19 protein-coding genes, 1 pseudogene and 1 riboswitch are annotated in these 21,108 nt (G+C 26.2%); all 20 genes and pseudogenes read left to right on the plus strand.

All coding sequences use genetic code 11. From position 1 onward, the window contains the following. Positions 1–135 precede the first annotated feature (135 nt). A complete protein-coding gene (locus JWF52_RS15155; protein ID WP_286184213.1) occupies positions 136–1,911 on the plus strand; it encodes a BglG family transcription antiterminator in 1,776 nt (591 codons plus the stop codon). 113 nt (positions 1,912–2,024) lie between these two features. Further along, on the plus strand, positions 2,025–2,948 hold the full coding sequence (gene pfkB / locus JWF52_RS15160) for a 1-phosphofructokinase (RefSeq protein WP_208334373.1): 924 nt from the start codon (positions 2,025–2,027) through the stop codon (positions 2,946–2,948). A gap of 1 nt (position 2,949) precedes the next feature. Next, positions 2,950–4,848, plus strand: coding sequence for a PTS fructose transporter subunit IIABC (locus JWF52_RS15165; protein ID WP_208334374.1), 1,899 nt, complete (start codon positions 2,950–2,952; stop codon positions 4,846–4,848). 217 nt (positions 4,849–5,065) lie between these two features. Next, on the plus strand, positions 5,066–5,947 hold the full coding sequence (locus JWF52_RS15170; RefSeq protein WP_208334375.1) for a hypothetical protein: 882 nt from the start codon (positions 5,066–5,068) through the stop codon (positions 5,945–5,947). A 160-nt stretch (positions 5,948–6,107) separates the two neighbouring features. After that, complete coding sequence (locus tag JWF52_RS15175) at positions 6,108–6,632, plus strand: RNA polymerase sigma factor (RefSeq protein WP_208334376.1); 525 nt, start codon at positions 6,108–6,110, stop codon at positions 6,630–6,632. Continuing rightward, entirely contained in the window at positions 6,622–7,695 is a 1,074-nt protein-coding gene (locus JWF52_RS15180) for a DUF4179 domain-containing protein (protein WP_208334377.1), read from the plus strand. Before JWF52_RS15175 ends, JWF52_RS15180 begins: the two co-directional genes overlap by 11 nt. A gap of 392 nt (positions 7,696–8,087) precedes the next feature. Beyond that, the gene (locus JWF52_RS15185; RefSeq protein ID WP_208334378.1) at positions 8,088–8,681 is read left to right on the plus strand and encodes a DUF4825 domain-containing protein; all 594 of its coding nucleotides are present in this window, start codon (positions 8,088–8,090) and stop codon (positions 8,679–8,681) included. A 146-nt stretch (positions 8,682–8,827) separates the two neighbouring features. Continuing rightward, positions 8,828–8,989 carry a hypothetical protein gene (locus tag JWF52_RS15190; protein WP_208334379.1) on the plus strand — a complete coding sequence of 54 codons (162 nt, stop codon included), beginning with the start codon at positions 8,828–8,830 and terminating at the stop codon, positions 8,987–8,989. Between the two features lie 19 nt (positions 8,990–9,008). Further along, positions 9,009–9,230 carry a YdbC family protein gene (locus JWF52_RS15195; protein ID WP_208334380.1) on the plus strand — a complete coding sequence of 74 codons (222 nt, stop codon included), beginning with the start codon at positions 9,009–9,011 and terminating at the stop codon, positions 9,228–9,230. Between the two features lie 112 nt (positions 9,231–9,342). Beyond that, positions 9,343–9,447, plus strand: a riboswitch (SAM riboswitch). Between the two features lie 220 nt (positions 9,448–9,667). Then, complete coding sequence (locus JWF52_RS15200; protein WP_208334381.1) at positions 9,668–10,978, plus strand: Na+/H+ antiporter NhaC family protein; 1,311 nt, start codon at positions 9,668–9,670, stop codon at positions 10,976–10,978. A 90-nt stretch (positions 10,979–11,068) separates the two neighbouring features. Then, positions 11,069–11,660 (plus strand): annotated as a pseudogene (locus tag JWF52_RS15205) (radical SAM family protein). Between the two features lie 177 nt (positions 11,661–11,837). Further along, on the plus strand, positions 11,838–12,551 hold the full coding sequence (locus tag JWF52_RS15210; RefSeq protein WP_208334382.1) for a DUF975 family protein: 714 nt from the start codon (positions 11,838–11,840) through the stop codon (positions 12,549–12,551). Between the two features lie 132 nt (positions 12,552–12,683). Continuing rightward, positions 12,684–13,052: a GntR family transcriptional regulator gene (locus tag JWF52_RS15215; RefSeq protein ID WP_042273227.1), complete on the plus strand. Its 369-nt coding sequence runs from the start codon at positions 12,684–12,686 to the stop codon at positions 13,050–13,052. Further along, a complete protein-coding gene (locus JWF52_RS15220; protein ID WP_208334383.1) occupies positions 13,052–13,750 on the plus strand; it encodes an ABC transporter ATP-binding protein in 699 nt (232 codons plus the stop codon). The genes JWF52_RS15215 and JWF52_RS15220 overlap by 1 nt, the downstream gene beginning before the upstream one ends. Next, positions 13,744–14,517, plus strand: coding sequence for an ABC transporter permease (locus tag JWF52_RS15225; RefSeq protein WP_208334384.1), 774 nt, complete (start codon positions 13,744–13,746; stop codon positions 14,515–14,517). Before JWF52_RS15220 ends, JWF52_RS15225 begins: the two co-directional genes overlap by 7 nt. 215 nt (positions 14,518–14,732) lie before the next feature. Then, positions 14,733–15,614 (plus strand): GGDEF domain-containing protein, encoded by an 882-nt coding sequence (locus JWF52_RS15230; RefSeq protein WP_208334385.1) that lies wholly within the window; start codon positions 14,733–14,735, stop codon positions 15,612–15,614. A 313-nt stretch (positions 15,615–15,927) separates the two neighbouring features. Next, on the plus strand, positions 15,928–16,620 hold the full coding sequence (locus tag JWF52_RS15235; protein WP_208334386.1) for a polyphosphate polymerase domain-containing protein: 693 nt from the start codon (positions 15,928–15,930) through the stop codon (positions 16,618–16,620). 11 nt (positions 16,621–16,631) lie between these two features. Then, complete coding sequence (locus JWF52_RS15240; protein ID WP_042273235.1) at positions 16,632–17,300, plus strand: DUF4956 domain-containing protein; 669 nt, start codon at positions 16,632–16,634, stop codon at positions 17,298–17,300. 10 nt (positions 17,301–17,310) lie between these two features. Further along, positions 17,311–18,816 carry a CotH kinase family protein gene (locus tag JWF52_RS15245; RefSeq protein ID WP_208334387.1) on the plus strand — a complete coding sequence of 502 codons (1,506 nt, stop codon included), beginning with the start codon at positions 17,311–17,313 and terminating at the stop codon, positions 18,814–18,816. A gap of 15 nt (positions 18,817–18,831) precedes the next feature. Continuing rightward, complete coding sequence (locus JWF52_RS15250) at positions 18,832–20,943, plus strand: hypothetical protein (protein ID WP_208334388.1); 2,112 nt, start codon at positions 18,832–18,834, stop codon at positions 20,941–20,943. Positions 20,944–21,108 lie beyond the last annotated feature (165 nt).

Here is a 21,108-nt window from a genome sequence, read left to right on the forward strand (position 1 = left end):
CTATAGGATACATTTTAAAAAATTCTAGGCTATTTTTTTATTTAAGTATAGATTATGATAATGTATTATAATAAAAATAAAATTTTAGGGTATATAAGATGATATTAAATAAAATTAGAAGGGGCTTAATTGATTATGACAAATATTAACTCAAGAGCATTAAATATAATAAATATTCTTTTGAATTCAGACCAGCCAGTAAGTAGTATAGCGCTTAGTCAAGAGATAGGATGTTCTACTAAAACCATTCAAAGTGAAATAAAATTATTAAATAAAGAACTTAAAAATGCCCAAATTTTATCAATAAGGGGAGTTGGATATAAGTTAGAAGGTAGTGTTGAAGATATAAATATTAACAGTGATACTTATAATGATATAGACAGAGTTCATTATATAATAAAAACCTTATTAATTCTAAGTTCAAAGGAAAGTAATGCTATAAGAATTGAAGATTTAGCAGATTTAATGTATGTAAGTACTTCTACTATTAAGAATGATTTAAAAGACGTTAAAAAAGTATTAGCTAAATATAATATTGAAATATTAACAAAACATAAGCAAGGAATATATATAGATAAAATAGAGGAAAATATAATAAGGTGCATAATAGACCTATGCATAAAATCAGATAATGAACTCAATTTAAATGAATTTTTAAGTGATGGAGTAAAAAATAATATATTTATAATAAAAAAAATTGTATTAAATAGCTTAAATAATGAGAAGCTAATATTATTAGATACAGAATTTAAAAATATAATTAATCATATATTACTGTATTTAAGTAGAGGGAATTATAATAATGAAGAATTTATAAAAAACTACATAAATGATTATAAAAATAAGAGAAATATAGTAATAAATAATGATAAAAATAAAGATATAATAAAAGATGCTATAAACGAGTTTTGTGAAAATTTAAAATTAGCTACATCTATTAATATAAAAGATGATGAGATATTTAAGGATTGTTTATACAATCACATAAATAGTTTATATAAAAAGATGAAACTAGGAATAGAAAGCTATGATATAAAGCCATTAGATATAAAAATAAAATATCCATTTGCATTTGAATTAGCAAAAATAGCAAAGAAAACTATAGAAAAAGATTTAGACATAGAAATAAGTGAAAATGAAATAGCAAATATAGCTATACATGTAGGTGGAGCACTTGAAAGAGCGTCATATAAGAATGAAAAAAAGATTTTTAAAACTATAATAGTATGCACTTCAGGTATAGGGACATCTATGCTTATAAAATCAAAGCTTGAAAGTATATTTAAAGAAAAGCTTGAAATATTAAAGATTATACCTGCTTATTTAGTAGATTATATAAATGTTATTGAAGTGGATTTTATAATATCAACGGTTCCTATAGACATTGAATCAATACCAGTTATAAACATATCTCCTCTTTTAAGTGACAAAGAGGTTAAAATTATCGAAAAATATATAGAAACAGAAAATATATATGTAGATATTAATATTAAAAATATATTTGATAAAGAACTATTTTTTACTAACTTAGACTTTAAAAATAAAGAAGAAGTTATTGATTTTATGGCAAACAAATTAATAGAACTGGGTTATATAGATAGTGATATGAAAAATTCATTTTTTGATAGAGAGAAAATAGCAACTACTGAAATTGGAAATATGGTAGCTATTCCGCATGGTGCAAATGGAACAATATATAATAATAAAATAGCAATAGGAATACTTAAAAGTCCAATAAACTGGGAATTATCAAAAGTAAGGCTGGTTATAATTCTAGCAGTTAATTCTGAAACGGTTTTAGATTATGAAGAATTATTTTCTACTATATACAAAAGAGTCGATTCAATTGCAAAAGTTGTTAGCATATGTGAAAATGGAAGTTTCGAAAAGTTTGTAAATATGTTTAAGTAATAAAGATAAATTTCTCTTTTGATTAAGAGAAATTTTTTGACTTTCACGGAAAATGTTTTCTAAGTATTATAATAATATAATATTTCTTAAAAATTAAGAAAGAGGTGTAGCATATGATTTATACAGTGACATTAAACCCTGCAATAGATTATGTAATAATGTTAGATAATTTAAAAACAGGAAGTGTAAATAGAATAAGTAGTGAAAATGTATATCCTGGTGGAAAAGGGATAAATGTATCTGGAGTACTTAAAGAGTTAGGATATGAAAGTACAGTTCTAGGTTTTATAAGTGGATTTAGCGGAGCTTTTATAAAAGATTCTCTTGATAAAAAAGGTCTTAAAACTGATTTTATAGATTTAGAAAATGGATTTACAAGAATAAATGTAAAAATAAAGAGTAATGAAGAAATAGAGATAAATGGACAAGGACCACATATAAATAATCAAAAACTAAATCAATTATATAAAAAAATAGATAAACTAAATGAAGGTGATATTTTAGTTTTATCTGGAAGTATACCTAAGACTCTTAGTGAAAATCTATATGAAAATATAATGAAAAGATTAGAAAATAAATATGTTAGGGTAGTAGTTGATGCAACTAAAGATTTACTTTTAAATGTTTTAAAACACAAGCCATTTTTAATAAAGCCAAATAATCATGAATTAGAAGAAATGTTTAATGTAAAACTAAAATCAAATGAAGATGTAGCTCTTTATGCTAGAAAGCTAAAGGATATGGGAGCTAAAAATGTATTAGTATCTATGGGCAAGAATGGAGCAATACTAGTTAATGAGGAAAATAGAGTCTTTATAAGTAATGTTGCCAAAGGAAAAGTTATAAATTCAGTTGGAGCTGGAGACTCAATGGTAGCAGGATTCATTTCTGGATATGTAAGTACTAATAGTTATGAAGAAGCTTTAAAACTAGGTACAGCTTGTGGAAGTGCAACAGCATTTTGTAGTGACTTAGCTAAAAGAGAATTTATAGAAAGCCTTTTAAGTGAAATTATAGTAAAGGAGATAATAATATAATATGAAAATAACTGACTTAATTAATAAAAGTTGTGTCAAATTAGATTTACCAGGCGAAAGTAAGTTAAAAACTATTGATACAATGGTCGATTTAATGAACAATGGAAATAATTTATCTAATAAAGAAGGATATAAAGAAGCAATACTTGCTCGTGAAAACTTAAGTACAACAGGAATAGGTGAGGGAGTAGCGATACCTCATGCTAAATCAAAAGCTGTAAAAAAGGCAGCACTTGCAGCAGCAGTTTCTAAAGTTGGAGTTGATTATGAATCTTTTGACGGTAGTTTATCACATTTAATATTTATGATAGCTGCTCCAGAAGGTGCAAACGACACGCATTTAGAAGTATTATCAAGATTATCTACTATACTTATGGATGAAGAATTTAGAAATAATTTAATAAATGCATCTTCAGTAGATGAGTTTATTAAATTAATAGATGATAAAGAAAGAGAAAAATTTGCTGATGAATATGTTGAAGAAGTAATATCTAAAGAATCAGGTTACCCAAAGGTACTTGCAGTTACAGCTTGCCCAACAGGGATTGCACATACATTTATGGCGGCAGAGAGCTTAAATAAAATGGGTGAGAAAAAAGGTGTTTCTATAAAAGTAGAGACAAACGGTTCAGCTGGGGCTAAAAATGTATTAACACCTGAGGAAATAGAACATGCAGAGTGTATAATAGTAGCAGCTGATAAAAATGTTGAAATGGCAAGATTTAATGGTAAAAAAGTTATAATAACTAAGGTTGCCAATGGGATACACAAAGCAGATGAATTAATAGAGCGAGCATCAAAAGGTGATGCACCAGTTTATAATCATAGTGGTTCAGGAAGTTCTACTTCTAGTTTTGATGAAGATGAAACAACATTTAGAAAGATATACAAGCATTTAATGAATGGTGTATCTAATATGTTACCATTTGTTGTAGCTGGTGGTATATTAATAGCACTTGCATTTTTAATAGATACTGTTTTAGGTCAAGTAGGTGGCTCTAACTTTGGTTCAAATACTCCAGTGGCAGCATACCTAAAGGGTATAGGAGATATAGCATTTAGCTTTATGCTACCAATACTTGCAGGATATATTGCTTACTCAATAGCTGATAGACCAGCGATGGTTGTAGGTTTTGTTGGTGGCGTTATTTCAAGAGATGGTGGAGCAGGATTTTTAGGTGCTTTACTTGCAGGATTTATAGCAGGATACTTAGTCTTAGGCCTTAAAAAATTATTCTCAGATTTACCACAATCACTTGATGGAATTAAACCAGTACTGTTATTCCCATTATTTGGGACCCTTATAATGGCAGTAATAATGACATTTATAATAATGCCTCCAGTTGCAGCAGTAAATACAGCAATACAAAACTTCTTAATGAGTTTAGGTACTAGTTCAAAAGTACTTCTTGGAATATTAGTTGCAGCTATGATGGCAGCAGATATGGGTGGCCCGATAAATAAAGCAGCTTATGTATTTGGTTTAGCATCACTTGAGTCTGGACAATACGAAATAATGGCAGCTGTTATGGCTGGAGGTATGGTTCCACCACTAGCAATAGGTTTAGCTACAACATTCTTTAAAAATAGATTTACAAAAGAGGAAAGAGAATCAGGTAAAGTAAATTATGTTATGGGACTATCTTTTATAACAGAAGGTGCAATACCATTTGCAGCTGCAGATCCACTTCATGTATTACCAGCATGTATTGTAGGTTCAGGAGTTGCAGGAGCTTTAAGTATGATATTTAATGTAGGTCTTCGTGCACCACATGGTGGAATATTTGTAATACCAGTTGTATCAAATCCAGTAGGATATATAATAGCAATAATCGCAGGTTCAGTGGTTGGAATGTTACTTCTTGGAATACTTAAAAAACCAATAAATAAAAAAGCCTAATAAAAATACAAATTAGTAAAAGAGATATATTGAAATTATTTTAATATATCTCTTTTTTATTATAATTAAAGTTTTTTAGGTAAATGGTGGACAAAAGGAGAAATACCAGGAAGTATTATAAATATAGATATTAATTGTAACTATATATTTATATTTAATATTTATGAGTTATGATACTATGTATTTGGGATGAATTTTATATGAGGGAGAAGGATTTATGGAAAAATATTTAAAAATAGGGGTTATATCATTAGTAATTATAGCTTTAATATACCAGCTTATAGTTATATTAATAATGAACAAAAAAGTAGAAAATTTATCGAATACAACATTTGGAAATCATAGTCAGGCTATGGATTTAATTAATAATGTAAGTCTAAATGTTCAAAGTACATTAAATGAAGAATTAGCTAAAACACATCTTACAAAAGATGTAAACTTTAAACTAGATAAAGTAGAAAATGATAAGTATATACTAAATATAAGAGTAGATTTAAGTAAATCGAGTAATGATTCTAAAGTATATTTTATGTATAAAGAAGATAAATCAGATAAATGGACTGAGATTAGTTTAGCTGAAGATGGGAATTTATCATATACAGGAGTTATGGAGTATAATATAGGTTCAGAATATAAATATAAAGTAGTAACAAAAGGTAGTATATCTGAAAGTGGAGATATAACTGATTTAGATAAACATGAGTTTATTCCATATCCTCCATCGATTAGTTATGGAGAAGATAATGATGTAGATGGAGAAAAATTAAGTATATATGTAAATTTAAATAATATGTATGTAGATGATGATGGAAATTATTATGAATCTAATAAAAAAGATGGAGGTAATCAAGAGATAAAATCTATAGATATAATACTTGGAATAGGTGAAAGTGAAAAAACTTATAAATGCGAATACTATGAAGAAAAACAAAATGATATAGATGGGACTACTTGGCAAGATAAAGGATACAAAGTAGAAATACCTAAAAAAGATTACAAAAATAAACTTAATTATATAAAGATGAAAATCACATATAAAAATAAAATAGTAGATATAAAAGATATAACAAGCGAAATAGAAGAAGAATATATTAATTAAAATAAAACTAAAGCATAATACATGTTAAAATAGTAGTTACTTTTTAGTAACTACTATTTTTTATAGATTTAAAAATAATATAAAAAAATAATAATATATGCAACTAATTAAATAAAATGTACGTCTAATGATTGTAAAAGATAACAAAATGGAGGATAAAATGGAATTTTTAGTAAAAAAAGCAATGAAAGGAGATAGTGAAGCTTTTATAAGTTTGATTAATAAACACGAAATTTCTATGTATAAAGCGGCTAAAGCAATACTTCATAATGAAGAAGACATAGGTGATGCAATACAAGAAACAATAATATCCGCTTATAAAAGTATTCATACTCTAAAACAAACTACATATTTTAAAACCTGGATTACAAGAATTTTAATTAATAAGTGCAATGATATTATAAGAAACAATAAAAATATTATATTTATAGACAGTTATAAGGAAGAAGGCTATAGTGACCAAACACATGATAAATTAGAATTTGATGAAGCTTTTGAAAAATTAAATAAGGATTATAAATTAGTACTTAATCTATATTATGTCGAAGGATTTAATTCTAGAGAAATAAGTGAAATTTTAAATGAAAATGAAAACACAATAAAATCTAGAATTTCTAGGGGGAAAAAACAGCTTAAAAATTTTTTGCTAAACAATGAAGAAGGAGGGATTATAAATGCAAAATGATTTAGATAAATTAATAAAAGAAAACTTAAATAAAGAAGAATATATACCACAAAGCATAATAAATAAAAAAGAGGATGCATTTAATATGATAAAAGATATGGAAAAAGAAAATATAAAAGATAAGAAAAAATATATAAATAAAAAAACAGTAGCAGCTGCGGTAGTAATGGTTGTTATAGGCGGTTTAAGTTTCGGTAAGCCAGTATTAGCTAGTATTAATAAAGTATTATTTGAAGGAAGATATAGAGGAGTTCAAAATGCAAAAGAAAATGGATATGAACAAAAAGTAGAAGGCGTATTTAGTGAAAGTAATGGAATAAGGTTAGAAGTAGTAGATTTAGTAGCAGATCCTACTATTATAAATATTAAATTTAAGCTAAGTTCAAAGGATGTAAATGAATTAAAAAAGTTCAAAAATCCAGAAACTAAAAATAAAAGTATAATGAATCATTTTACTATAAGTGATGATAAAGGAAGAATACTTCAAACATATGGAAAAGATGGTATAATGTCTCCTCCATTAACTGATGAAAATGGAAATGAATATCATTTGACTTCAGGTGCTGATGAAGATATAGATGTAAGCAAATTAAATGAAAATGAAGTATATTTTTGGTGTGTGTTTACTTCATCACAAGGTTCACTAGGGGATATAAAAGGACTTAGAATACAAACTAATAAGATATCAAACATAGAAGGAAATTGGGACTTAAAATTAGATTTTGATGATTTTATTACAAATAATAAAGAAGTGAGTTATGTAGCTAAAGATAAAAATGAAAAAGTAGAAATAATTGAAGCAAAAGGATTTGCAACTGGAATAAAGATAGATTTTGCGGTTAATGAGCCGATAGATGAGCTTATAATGTTAAATGCAAAATTAGTAGATAAAAATGGGAAAGAATACAAAAGTGAAAGGCCAGGATGGATGGAGAGTAAAGATGGAAAAGATTATGTTTCTATCACTTTTGATGTTAGTCAATATGAAAAATTAGATGAATTTGATTTTATGATAGATGGATTAGATAATTCAAGAGTAACATTAGTAAAAAATAATAAATAAAAGAAGAAGGCTTAGGCCTTCTTTTTTTATTTATTAATATAGTATGAGCTAAGAATTCTTGTTAATTATAGTTATAATATGAAGATAAAGTTACAATAATGTTGATAATATTGATTTTTTTATTTATAGAGTCTATACTTTCATACATATCATATTTGAAAGATATATGAAATTTATCTATAGCATTGAGGAGATTGGTTAAATTAGAAGTTAGAAATAAAAGCATATAAGAGATAGATAAATTCAACTTAATGATAATAACTCAAAACATAATGGTATAATTAGATATATGGGAAATTTAGGATTTAATTTAGAAGAACAATTAAAAATTATTCTTATATTCGAAAAATTTTACTAAAATGTATACTACATAGAAGATAAGGAGACGATAGATGAAGAAAATAGCTAGCATAATTACTTCAATTATGATAATAACAAGTGCAATAGGTCTAGTAGGTTGTGAATCTAAAGAGAATTTGAATATTAAAGTTAATAAAGATATAAAAAAAGAAAGTAGTATTGATTTAAATGAATTATCAAAATTTAAAGGTACAAAAATAGGTAACTCTTCTAAAATTTCAAGTATTTTAGAGTATTTGCCGGGAAATAATTCAAAGGATGGTTTTAGTTTGCAAACAGACAAACAGCCTTATGAAATTACTGTTAATTATAAATTAGGTAATGAATATAAAGAAAATAATATAACAAACTTACTTTATACTAATTCAGTTATATTATTTGCATTAGTTGATAATCTTGATATAGTTAATATAAAGCTAGGAGAAGAACATGGTGTTATATACACTTACAATAGAAGTCAAATAGAAGAAGTTATAAAAACTGATTTAAGAAAATTACCACAAGATTTAAATTTGTGGAAGGATATATTAAGCAAGGAAAGCTATGATAATATAGGAGAAGGACGTTTAAAAATAGGAAACCACACAAGTGTAATAGAAACTTCAGAGACTGATAAAAAAAGATAGCTAAAAAGTTATTTGAAATCCTTTTAGCATACGATTATGGAAATATTAAAGTAGAATCTGGAGAATATATTAATATATTAAAAAATTACAAGGTAAAAAATGTTACTTTTAAAAGTGACTTAGATAATGGAGATTTTAGAGTTAGTATGAACTATGATATACAGTCAGTTGATGGATATGTTGACTATTTTACAACTGGAAATGGAGTTAAGTCTAGTGATAATTGGGTTAAAGATAAGTTTGTTATAGTTGATATTGAAAAAATAGGAGAAAACCAATATAAATTAGCAGCTCAAAATACAAACTAAGTATAAAGGAGATATAAATATGGCAAATATTAAATTTGATATAGAGTATGAATATGGGGTTATTTCAGAATCATCAAAAGGATGGAAAAAGGAGCTAAATTTAGTTAGCTGGAATAATAATAAAGCTAAATATGATATAAGAGAATGGGATGAAGAACACGAGAAGATGGGTAAAGGATTAACTTTTACAGTTGATGAACTAAAAGCTCTTAAAGAAATATTAAATAGTATGGACATATAATTAGTAGTATATTTAAGCAAAGTTTTAAATATTATAAAAAATAAATATTATATAGCATTTATTTTTTATAATTGACACCGTATATTTATTAGATTACTATAACAAATAAATAAACTTATTTAGAGAGGTGGAGGGACTGGCCCTTTGAAACCCGGCAACCAGCATATTAAATATGCAATGGTGCTAAATCCTGCAGCACAAAGCTGAAAGATAAGTATAAATTCGCTAAAAAGCTTAAGTTTATACTTAAGCTTTTTTTAATTATAAACAAATTATAATTTATCTATTTTGTGGATAAGTTACAATTTGATATCATCTAAACTTAAAATGTTTCGCCAACACAGTTGCTCAGGCAACGGACCTGTTTTTTAGGTCGTTGGCGGCATGAGCAAAGCGAATTTTTTATTAGAATCTAAAAATATAACAGGGGGTATTGTATGAATAAGAGAATAAGTGGAAATCCATTAGCATTAGCACCATTAGTAGTTTTTATACTATTATTTGTATCTGCAGCATTAATAACAGGAGATTTTTCTAAAATGCCTATTTTGGTTGGCTTTTTTATATCAGTTGGTGTAGCAATATTAATCGATAATAAAAGAGATTTAAATACAAAGCTAGAAGTATTTACTAAGGGAGCAGGAAATTCTAATGTTATGTTAATGTGTGTAATATTTTTATTAGCAGGTGCATTTGGTTCAGTTACAAAAGCTATGGGAGGAGTAGAATCAACAGTTAATTTTGGAATGTCAATATTGCCACCAAGCCTTTTAGTAGTAGGAATGTTCTTAGTATCATGTTTTGTATCAACATCTATGGGAACATCAACAGGAACAGTAGTAGCTCTTGTACCTATTGCTATAGGGATTTCAGATAAAACTTCAATAGGATTAACTCTTTGCTTAGGAGCTATAATCGGTGGAGCTATGTTTGGAGATAATTTATCGATGATATCGGATACAACTATAGCAGCAGCTAATACTCAAAATTGTAATATGAAAGATAAGTTTAAAACTAACTTTAAAATAGTACTTCCAGCAGCAATATTAACATCTATCATATTTATAGTTATAGGTTCGGGAAGTGGAAATATAAGTGGAGATACATCTTATTCATTAATAAAAATAATTCCATATATTTTAGTTTTGTTAATGGCATTATTAGGTGTAAATGTTTTTGTAGTTTTAACTAGTGGAATATTAATTAGTGGATTAATCGGAATTATAACTGAATCATTTAACATATGGGGATTATTTGAAGTCAGTTTTGAAGGTATGGTAGGCATGCAAAATCTAGCTATGATATCAATAGTTATAGGAGGATTAGTGGAACTTATAAAGGTAAATGGAGGAATAGAGTGGTTACTTTCATTTACTAAAAGTAAAATAAAAAATAAAAAAGGTGCAGAATTTGGAATAGCAGCTCTTGTTAGTTTAGCAGATATCTGTACAGCTAATAATACTATATCTATAATTATGGTAGGACCTATTGCAAAAGAAATTTCTGATGAATTTGATATCGACCCTAGAAAAAGTGCTAGTTTATTAGATATATTTTCTAGTGCATTTCAAGGAATAATACCATATGGAGGGCAACTATTAGTTGCATCATCTCTTGCAGGAGTATCTCCATTTACTATTGTACCTTATATGTTTTATCCAATGCTTATGATAGTGTGTGGGATTATATCTATTATATTTACAATTCCAGGGACAGAAAATATTAAATCAGATATTATTAATAATTAAATACGAAATTTTTGTTTCTTATTTTAAGATAAAATAAGTATTAAATTTTATACAAATAAGTTATAATGCATAAACGTGGAGGATACTAAAATGGAGTTTATAAAAGCAAAATCTATAATTTCTAATTATATAGAAAATAATCCTTGGTTTTCTATAAATTACAATATGAATATATATAAAGGATGTCCACATGGATGTATTTATTGTGATTCTCGAAGTAGTTGTTATCAGATAATAGATTTTGATAGAGTTAGAATTAAAGAAAACTCAATAGAAATGATTAAAAAAGAATTAAAAGGTAAAAGAAAAAAAGGTGTTATAGGAACTGGAGCAATGAGTGATCCTTATAATCCATTTGAAGCAAAATATATGCTTACTAGAGACGCTTTAAAGCTTATGAATGTGGGGCTAAATTTATTTTTCCTATGGTATAGGAGTAACTCTTAGACAAAATCAAAGAGAATATTATTATGATAAATTAAAAACTATATTTTCTAAAGATATAGTAAATAGGTATATTGAAATTTATGGAGATAGATATGAATACGAATCCATTAAATCTAAAAAATTAAGAGATTTATTTGAATTAGAGTGTAATAAATACAATATTTTATACAAAATGGAAGATATTATAGATAGCTATAAAAATAAATATGAAACGTGCCAACTTAATTGGTTCTAGGTATTAATTTAAAGAATTGCCTTCAAATGGTTTAATCATTTGAAGGCAATTCTTTTTTGATTATTTAATTATAAAGTAAATTTTATATCTTTTGTTATTAAGCTCGAATAATAAAATTTTACTAAGGCACATAATTACACAATGAATAATATATATATTATTAAAGGAGGTTGTTACATGAACAGAATAGAATTAAAAGAACTTACAAAAAGCCAACTTAAAGGACATTGGAAAACTCCAGTACTATTAACATTAGCATATTTAATAGTAACAATTATAGCTAGCTTATTTCAGGAAGAAGCACAGTCTTTACCAACTATCATAATAACATTTGTAGTGGTATGGGCAATTTCTGTATGGGCAACTATAGGATTACCTAATTTTTATTTAGAATTTTTGAAAAAGGATGGAAACGCTTTATTTAAAGATGTTTTAGTACCATCTAATAAATTACTAAAAGCATTAGGATATACTGTTATAATAGGAATAATTTCGATGATAATAGGATTCATATCTGTATTTGCATCAACTGGATTAATTGCAGCTTCATTATTTTATAGTGATGGAATAACAATTGCAAACATAGTAGGAATAGTTTTAATATGTTTAATGTATATAGCATTTATAATATTCACTTTTGCAGTAGCACAGGTACCTTATATTATAATTGAAAAAGATGGTATAGGATTATTAGAAGCTATGAGCTTAAGTATAAAAATAATGAAAGGTAATAAATGGAAATACTTTGTTCTACAGTTAAGCTTTTTAGGTTGGGGTATACTTTCAGTAATAACATTTGGAATAGGATTTTTATGGTTAATTCCATATATGTCATTAGCTGATACTAATTTCTATAAAAATTTAGCTATAGAGAATGTAACTTTAGATTAATATATAAAAAAGCTATGTTATTTAACATAGCTTTTTATATATTTATGAAGTGAATTTTTATTTTATAAAAAATTATTGCAATTTTTTTTGTATTATTGTACTATTATATTAATACAATAAGGTGGTGAAAAAATGGAATGGGAAATAGATAATAATAAGCCGATATATATACAGTTAGTAGAACAACTAAAACTAAGTATAATATCAGGTGAATTACAAGTAGGTTCTAAGCTAGATCCAGTAAGGCTCATGGCACAAGAAGCTGAAGTAAATCCAAACACTATGCAAAAAGCATTATCAGAACTTGAAAGAGAAGGATTAGTTTATAGTAAACGAACTAGTGGAAGGTTTGTAACTGATGATGAAGAAAAAATTAAAGACATGAGAGAAGAAGTAGCAAATTTAAGAATAAAAGAATTAAAAGATACTCTAGTAAAACTTGGATATAATAATGGAGAAATTATAGACCTTGTAACGGAGAATTTAAGGGAGGGAATATAGTGAATAGTATTGTAGAATTTAAGAATGTACACAAAAGCTATGGTAAAAAAGAAGTTTTAAAAGGTATAAATTTAAACTTGAAAAAAGGAAAGATAATAGGTCTTTTAGGACCAAATGGAAATGGTAAAAGTACTATGATAAAACTTATAAATGGATTATTAACACCAAATGATGGAATAGTTTTAGTAAATGGAATTGAACCATCTGTTGAAACTAAAAAAACAGTATCTTATCTTCCAGAAAGAACTTATCTTAATGATTGGATGAAGGTTACTGATATTATTAAATTCTTTGAAGATTTTTATGAAGACTTTGATGTTAATAAAGCTTATGATATGCTTGAAAGCTTAAATATTGATAAAAATGAAAAACTTAAGACTATGTCAAAAGGGACTAAAGAAAAAGTACAGTTAATATTAGTTATGTCAAGAAAGGCAAGTTTATATGTATTAGATGAGCCAATTGGTGGAGTTGATCCAGCTGCTAGAAGCTATATTCTTAAAACTATTTTAGCAAATTTCTGTGAAGATAGTACTTTATTAATCGCAACTCATTTAATTAGTGAAATTGAAAATATATGTGATGAAGTAATATTTATATATGATGGAAATATAGTACTTCAAGGGGATGTAGAAAGTATTAGAGAAGAAAAAGGTAAATCTATAGATGCCTTATTTAGGGAGGAATTTAAATGTTAGGAAAATTATTAAAATATGAACTTAAAGCTTATATAAGAATATTTATTCCAATATATATAGCAATAATAGCTATGTCATTTTTGAATAGACTTTTTGGTGGAAGTGAATTATTCCAAATGCAGTTTATAATGACAACAGTATTAATAGGACTTTTTGTAGCTTTATATGTATTAAGTATAATTATAGCAATACAAAGATTTAGAAAAAATCTTTTAGGGGATGAAGGTTATTTAATGTTTACTTTGCCAGTTAAGACTAGTAGTATTATAATTTCAAAATATTTAGCATCATTAATATTTACTATTTTAAGTGGTTTAGTAGCACTTTTATCTTTTATGATTATATTCAATGCAATGAATATTTCTGAAATAACTTTAGCTTTTAATGAAATTTGGAATGGATTATCAAGCCAACCAGAATTTAGAACTTTAATTTTTATTATATCTTCAGGGTTATTTCTTGCATACTCAACATTTATTTTACAAATATATTTATCACTATCAGTAGGGCAGTTACCTAAGTTTAATAAACATAGAAATATAGTAGCACTTGCAACATTTTTTATAATTAATGTAATTATAGGGCATGTAAATAATTCAATAATTTCACATATGCCAATCGATTTTGATTATGAATCAGGTATTTCTCAAGTAAGCAAACTATCAGCAAATGGATCAAATTATATGTTTATAATTAGTATTATTATAATAGGTCTTTTATTTGCTGGTACAGTTTATATATTAAATAAAAAACTTAATTTAGAATAAATAAAATTATATATTAGTTTTATATGAATAAACAGATAATTTCAGAGTAACTTAAATATATAAAATTTAAGTGAATTTTAAAATAATACTTGCAAGTTTGCAAGTATTATTTTGTTTTGGAAAGATTAGACTATTACTAAAGTAAGTGATAATATATAATATAACAATGATATTATATATTAATAGTTATGGGTATTAAGCCTTAGGGGGATGTAATGGTGAATATATATAAAGAAGCATTAGATGACGAAAATATAATAGATAAGCTATTTGAATATAGGAGAATATTAGATCCAGTCAGAAAATGTACTTTAGAAATTTCAAAGGACGATGTAAAATATAGTGCACATAAATGTTATGAATTTTGGGGGAAAAATTCTGAATGCAGCAATTGTATTTCAATGAGAGCTTATAATGAAAATAAATCATTTACTAAAGTAGAGTACTTAAAAGATCGGATATACTTTATAATGGCAACGCCTATAATAAAAAATAAAGAAAAATATATAGTTGAGGTTTTAAAAGATATAACTAATGATAATATAACAGGTTGTTTAATTAGTAAATCTATGGACCAAGCAGAAAAAGAAATTCAAAGACTTAATGATTTAGCTATAATAGATGAAGTTACAAATATTTATAACAGAAGGTATATAAATGAAAAAACACCATCAGATATAAATAATGCCATAGAAAATCAATATGACCTATCTTTAGCTATTATGGATATAGATGACTTTAAAATTATAAATGATACATATGGTCATATGTGTGGAGATTATATTTTGGAATCTGTATCAGATATTATTAAGAGAAATATTAACTTATATGGATGGGTAGGACGATATGGTGGAGATGAGTTTGTAATAGTAATGAATAAAACATCAAAACTGGAGTGTTATGAAATTATTGAAAAAATAAGAAAAGATATAGAGAAAGCGCTATTTACTTATGAGGGAAAAAATATAAATGTAACTTGTAGTTTTGGTATTTCTGGTATAGATAAATGTATAAATAATTTTAATAAAATAATAAAAGATGCAGATTTCAAATTAATAAACGGTAAAAATGGTAAAAAGAATATAGTAATAATATAAAAAGTATGGCTTAGATTAAATTAACTAAGCCATACTTTTTATTTTTTTATTTCATAATTTTAATATATCTATAATATTTATAATTTCTATTTGAAAAATTTTAATAATTACCAATAAAAATAATATTGGAAAAAGGTGACAAAATATTATATATGAAGATGAAAAATGTGGTTATTACTTATATAATATTGAAAAAAGTAGTTTTGCTCGAGTATACTTATGATATACAAAAAACAAGACTGTATTTATAAAATTTCGATAAATTTAAAACAGTTAAAATAGTTTTGCAATTGTTCGGGAAAGGAGGAAAATTATGATAGTCAATAGAAGGGAGCTTAAATATCCTATAGGTGAAATGGACTATTACAAAGTTAATGAATTATTTAAAAAAGTTTTAACTCCAGATAAAAATAATAAAGAATACGGATATAGAATTAGGAGTTTATACTTTGATAGTATAAATAATTGTGACTATTTTTCAAAAATGGATGGAGAAGAAATAAGGAAAAAAATAAGGCTAAGAATATATGATACAAATACAGATACTGTAAAGCTTGAAATAAAAAGAAAACTAAATATAAGCCAAATTAAAGAAACAACAACAATAAGTAGAGAAGATGCGATAAAGCTTATAAACAAAGATTACAGTGTACTTTTAAAGTATGATAATCAAACTGCTCATTCAGCATACAATATTATGACAGTAGAACAATATCAGCCTGTAGTCTTAGTTGATTATAATAGAAGAGCGTATATACACAATGAAAATAATATAAGAGTTACTTTAGATAGTGATATTAGATCCAATGAATTTGACTTTAATATGTTTAGTGAGGATGTAATAATGACACCGATAGTAGATTATTACAATGCACTTTTAGAAGTTAAGTTTGATGGAGAGCTATTTTGCTGGATATCTCAAGCATTAACTGATTTGGATACAACAAATCAATCTCTTAGCAAGTATTGTACTTCAAGACGATTTTTTGAAAATTATATGTTATAAAGGAGGCAAAAATGAAAGAAACATTATATAAATATTTAACTGCACCAAGTGGAACCATAACAGCATTTGATGCAATAGAAATGATGAGTATAGCATTAATACTATCAATGGTAGTATTTTGGACATATAAAATAACTTTTAGTGGAGTAATGTATAATCGCAAGTTTAATGTATCATTAGTAATGTTAACTTTAGTTACTACTATGGTAATGATAGTTATAGGCAGCGATATAGCGTTATCACTAGGTATGGTAGGTGCACTATCTATAGTTCGTTTTAGAACAGCTATTAAAGATCCAAGGGATACTGCATATATATTTTGGTGCATAGGTGTAGGTTTAAGTGTTGGTAGTGGAAACTATATGATAGCATCTGTCGGATCTTTATTTTTATTTGGAGTTTTAGCTATGTTTAGTTTCAGTGGATTTGGTAAAGAAGAAAGGTATATACTTATTATAAGAGGTAATAGAGAAAGAGAAGAAGACATAATGAGATGTGTTTTTAAAGCTTTTAAGGGAAGTCAGTTAAGAGCTAAAAACTCTGTTGGAAATAATATGGAAATAATATATCAAATAAAAATAAAAAATAATGAAGATAAAAATATAATAGATGAATTATATAAAATAGAAGGTGTAAGTACTGTAAATATAGTTGCTCAAAATGGAGAAACAATAGGTTAGGTGATAAATTATGAAAAAAGACATATTTAGGTCATTTATGGCACTGAGTTTTGTTTTTATAGCAATATTTAGTTCAGCATATCTAAATAGTATAAAGGAAAAATCACGAGAAGAAGCTAAAAAAATTCAAAATAAAAATCTTAATAAAACCTATGAAAGCAGTCTAGAAAGTTCAGATTTTAACTTACCGATAGTTATAATAGATACAAATGGTAAGTTAGTTCCAAGAGAAGAAAAAATCCCTGTAAATATGCAAGTATATGATAATAAAGAAAAGTCAAATAAGCTATCAAATGATCCTAATATTGTAAGTAAAGCAAGTATAAAGATAAGAGGGAATAGTACTAGTAAATATCCTAAAAAACAATATAATATTGAACTTCTAACTAATAAAGGTAAAGAAAATGAAAAGAAAATGCTTGGTATGGCAAAAAGTTCAGATTGGGTATTAAATGGTCCATTTGCAGATAAATCGCTTATGAGAAATTATATAGCATTAAAAACATCTAGAAATATAATGGAATATGCACCAGATGTTAGATTTTGTGAAGTATTTTTAATTGATGACAATAGTACAGAAATAAAAGAAAAACACTATAAAGGTGTTTACGTTATGATTGAAAAAATAAAAAGAGGTGACAAGAGAGTAGATATAACTAAGTCTTTAAAAAATCTTAATGAAACTAGTTTTATACTTGCAAAAGATAGACAAAAAGAAGGAGATATTAAACTAAAAAGTTATGGTAAAGAAACATACCTTTATCACTATGGTCTTAATGTAGTATATCCTAAAAATAGTCTTACACCAGAAAAATACAAATATATAGAAAAGCATATTAGTGAATTTGAAAGAGTTTTATATTCAGACAAATTTAATGACCCAGTATTAGGGTATAACAAGTATATAGATATAGATTCTTTTGTAGATTATTATATAATAAATGAATTTTTCAAAAATACGGACGCAGGATTATTAAGTACTTATATATACAAAGACTATGAAGACAAAATAAAAGCAGGACCAGTATGGGACTTTAATAAGTCATTAGGAAATCACAATGATGAGATTGGTAAACCCTATGACTATACAGCTTTCTTTATGAACCAAAGACCTTGGTTTGATAGATTAATGGAAGATATTAACTTTGCAAATAAAGTAGTAGATAGGTACAAATTACTTAGAAAAACATACCTTAGTGACGAATATTTACTTAACCTAATAGATGAAACAGTAAAATCATTAGGTGATGCAAGTAAGAGAAACTTTTATCAATGGCCAATGGATATGTCTAATCAAGCTGAAGTTTTTGAAGAGAACGGAGATGTGTCAGGAGAATATTCAGCTGATATAAGTAAATACAAAGAGTTCTTAAAAAAGAATGATCATTTACTAAAAGATGCTACAGGTAAAGCTACTTCTTATGATGAAGAGATTAACTTAATGAAAAACTTTATAGTTAAAAGGGGAAAATGGATGGATGAGAATATAGATAGTCTTAGAAAATGGGCAAATTAGCAGGAGTGATAACATGTGAAACGATTTTTAATAATTAGTACTATAATATTTATATTAATAGCAAAATTCATAGATGATATAGCTACAAATAGAATGGCAGGAATGGATGATACTTATTTTACAAAAATAAAAGGTGAAGAGATATATATAGCTAAGAATAATAAGTGGGAAAAGTTTGAAATAGTTGGAGTTAATTTAGATCCAGCTAAGCCAGGGGTGTTCCCAAGTGAAAATACTGTAAAAGAAGAAGAGTATCTTAGATGGATACAGTATATTTATGATATGGGAGCAAACTGTATAAAAGTTTCAAATCTTATGAGTCAACACTTTTATAATGCACTAGAGAAGTTTAACAAAGATAGAGAAAATCCAATTTACTTAGTTCAAGGAATCTATTTTGATGAAACTTATTTAAAAGATGGATATGACCCTCAAGGTAATAAATTGAAAGAAGTTTTTAAAACTAATGTAAAGCTTATAATAGATTCAGTTCATGGAAATCCATATAATTTTGATAAGCCTGATATAGTTCAATTTTATAATACTGATATTTCTAAATATGTAATTGGATACACTCTAGGTATAGAATTTGCAAAACATGATCTTATATATACTGAGATTATGAATGAAAAAAAATCTTATAGTGGAAAGTTCTTATACACAGATGATAAAGCATCATCATTTGAATCATATATGGCACAAATAGGAGACTATTTAGCAGGATATGAACTAGAAATGTATAAAAAGCAAAGCCTTATAAGTTTTGTAGGATCTTCATCTTATCATATAGTAAGTAGTAGAGAAAATCCAAAAGGAGATAGTATATTATCAAAAGATAATAAAGAAGATGAGCTAAAGAAATATCTAAATCCAGAAAATATAAAAGCAAAGAGAAAATTAAAAACAGGTGTATTTGCAACATACAATGTATATCCATCATACTCTGAAGTTAGAGAGTATCAAAATAATATGGATTATTATTTTAAAAAGATAAAAGAATATCATAAAATACCAGTTGTAATTGGAGAGTTTGGGATACCTTCAGCTAGAGTTGCAGGTGACTTTAATATGGAAAACTTTTCAAAAGGGTATATAAATGAAAAAGAGCAGGGGAAAGCACTAGCAGATGTTTATAAATCTATAAAGAGGTCTAATTGTGCAGGAAACTTTATATTTGAATTTCAAGATAGCTGGCATAATTCATCATGGAATACTAAAGAAAGTAAAATCTTAGATAGGTCAGCCTATTGGAGTGATGCTCAAACATATAGCCAAAACTTTGGGATTATGGCATTTGACCCAGGTAAAAAAGAAAGTGTGAGTTACCCGGATAATACTATAAGTGATTGGAAAGAAGAGGATGTTTTAAACAAAAATGGTAATATGAGCTTATCAATGAAAAGTGATGAAAAGTATTTATACTTAATGTTAAAATTTTCGAATAATCTAGACCTTAATAAGCAAGATTTATATATAGATTTAGATACAACACCAAAATCAGGTTCAAATAAAAGTTCTCAATTAAATTTAGAATTTGATAGTCTATCAGATTTTATAGTTAGTATAAAAAATAGGAATGATTCTAAAATATTAGTTCATGAGTACTATAATAGATTTAATTTCTATGAAAATAAAAAGAATAATCAAATAAGGCCTGATTTAATAAAACATACACCAGATATGGATGAATTTTCTCCAATATTTATAGAAACAAGACCTAAAATGTATGTAGAATCATTAGGAGGATTTGCAGATAAATTAATTTATGAAACTGGTAAATTAGTGTATGGAAATGCTAATCCAAAAGATAAAGATTTTAACTCAGTATCTGATTTTTATATAGGAGAAAATTATATAGAGTTAAGAATTCCATGGGGGATTTTAAACTTTATGGACCCTTCAACAAAACAAATACAAAATGACTTTTATGAAGAATTTAAAACAAAGCCATTAATGATAAATGATATAAATGTAGGGGTAACTGTAAAGGAAGGAAATAAAACAGATAGACTGCATAGTGCTACTTATGATTTGGATGGTTGGATCATGCCAACATACCATGAAAGACTAAAAGAATCATATTATATAATTAAGAATGAATTAATAAACAGTCAAAGAGGAAAATAATATGAAAAGTATTGCTAAGATATATATAATATTGAGTTTTTTTGTATATATAATTTCATGTTCAATTGTTTATATGATAGTAAAAGATATGCTTAACATACGATTTAATAAAAAAGTAGATAAATTAGAAGATACTTTTGGAAAAGAAGTTCTAAGACAACTAAA

Source organism: Clostridium sp. CCUG 7971, assembly GCF_017590215.1.
GTDB lineage: Bacteria > Bacillota > Clostridia > Peptostreptococcales > Peptostreptococcaceae > Faecalimicrobium.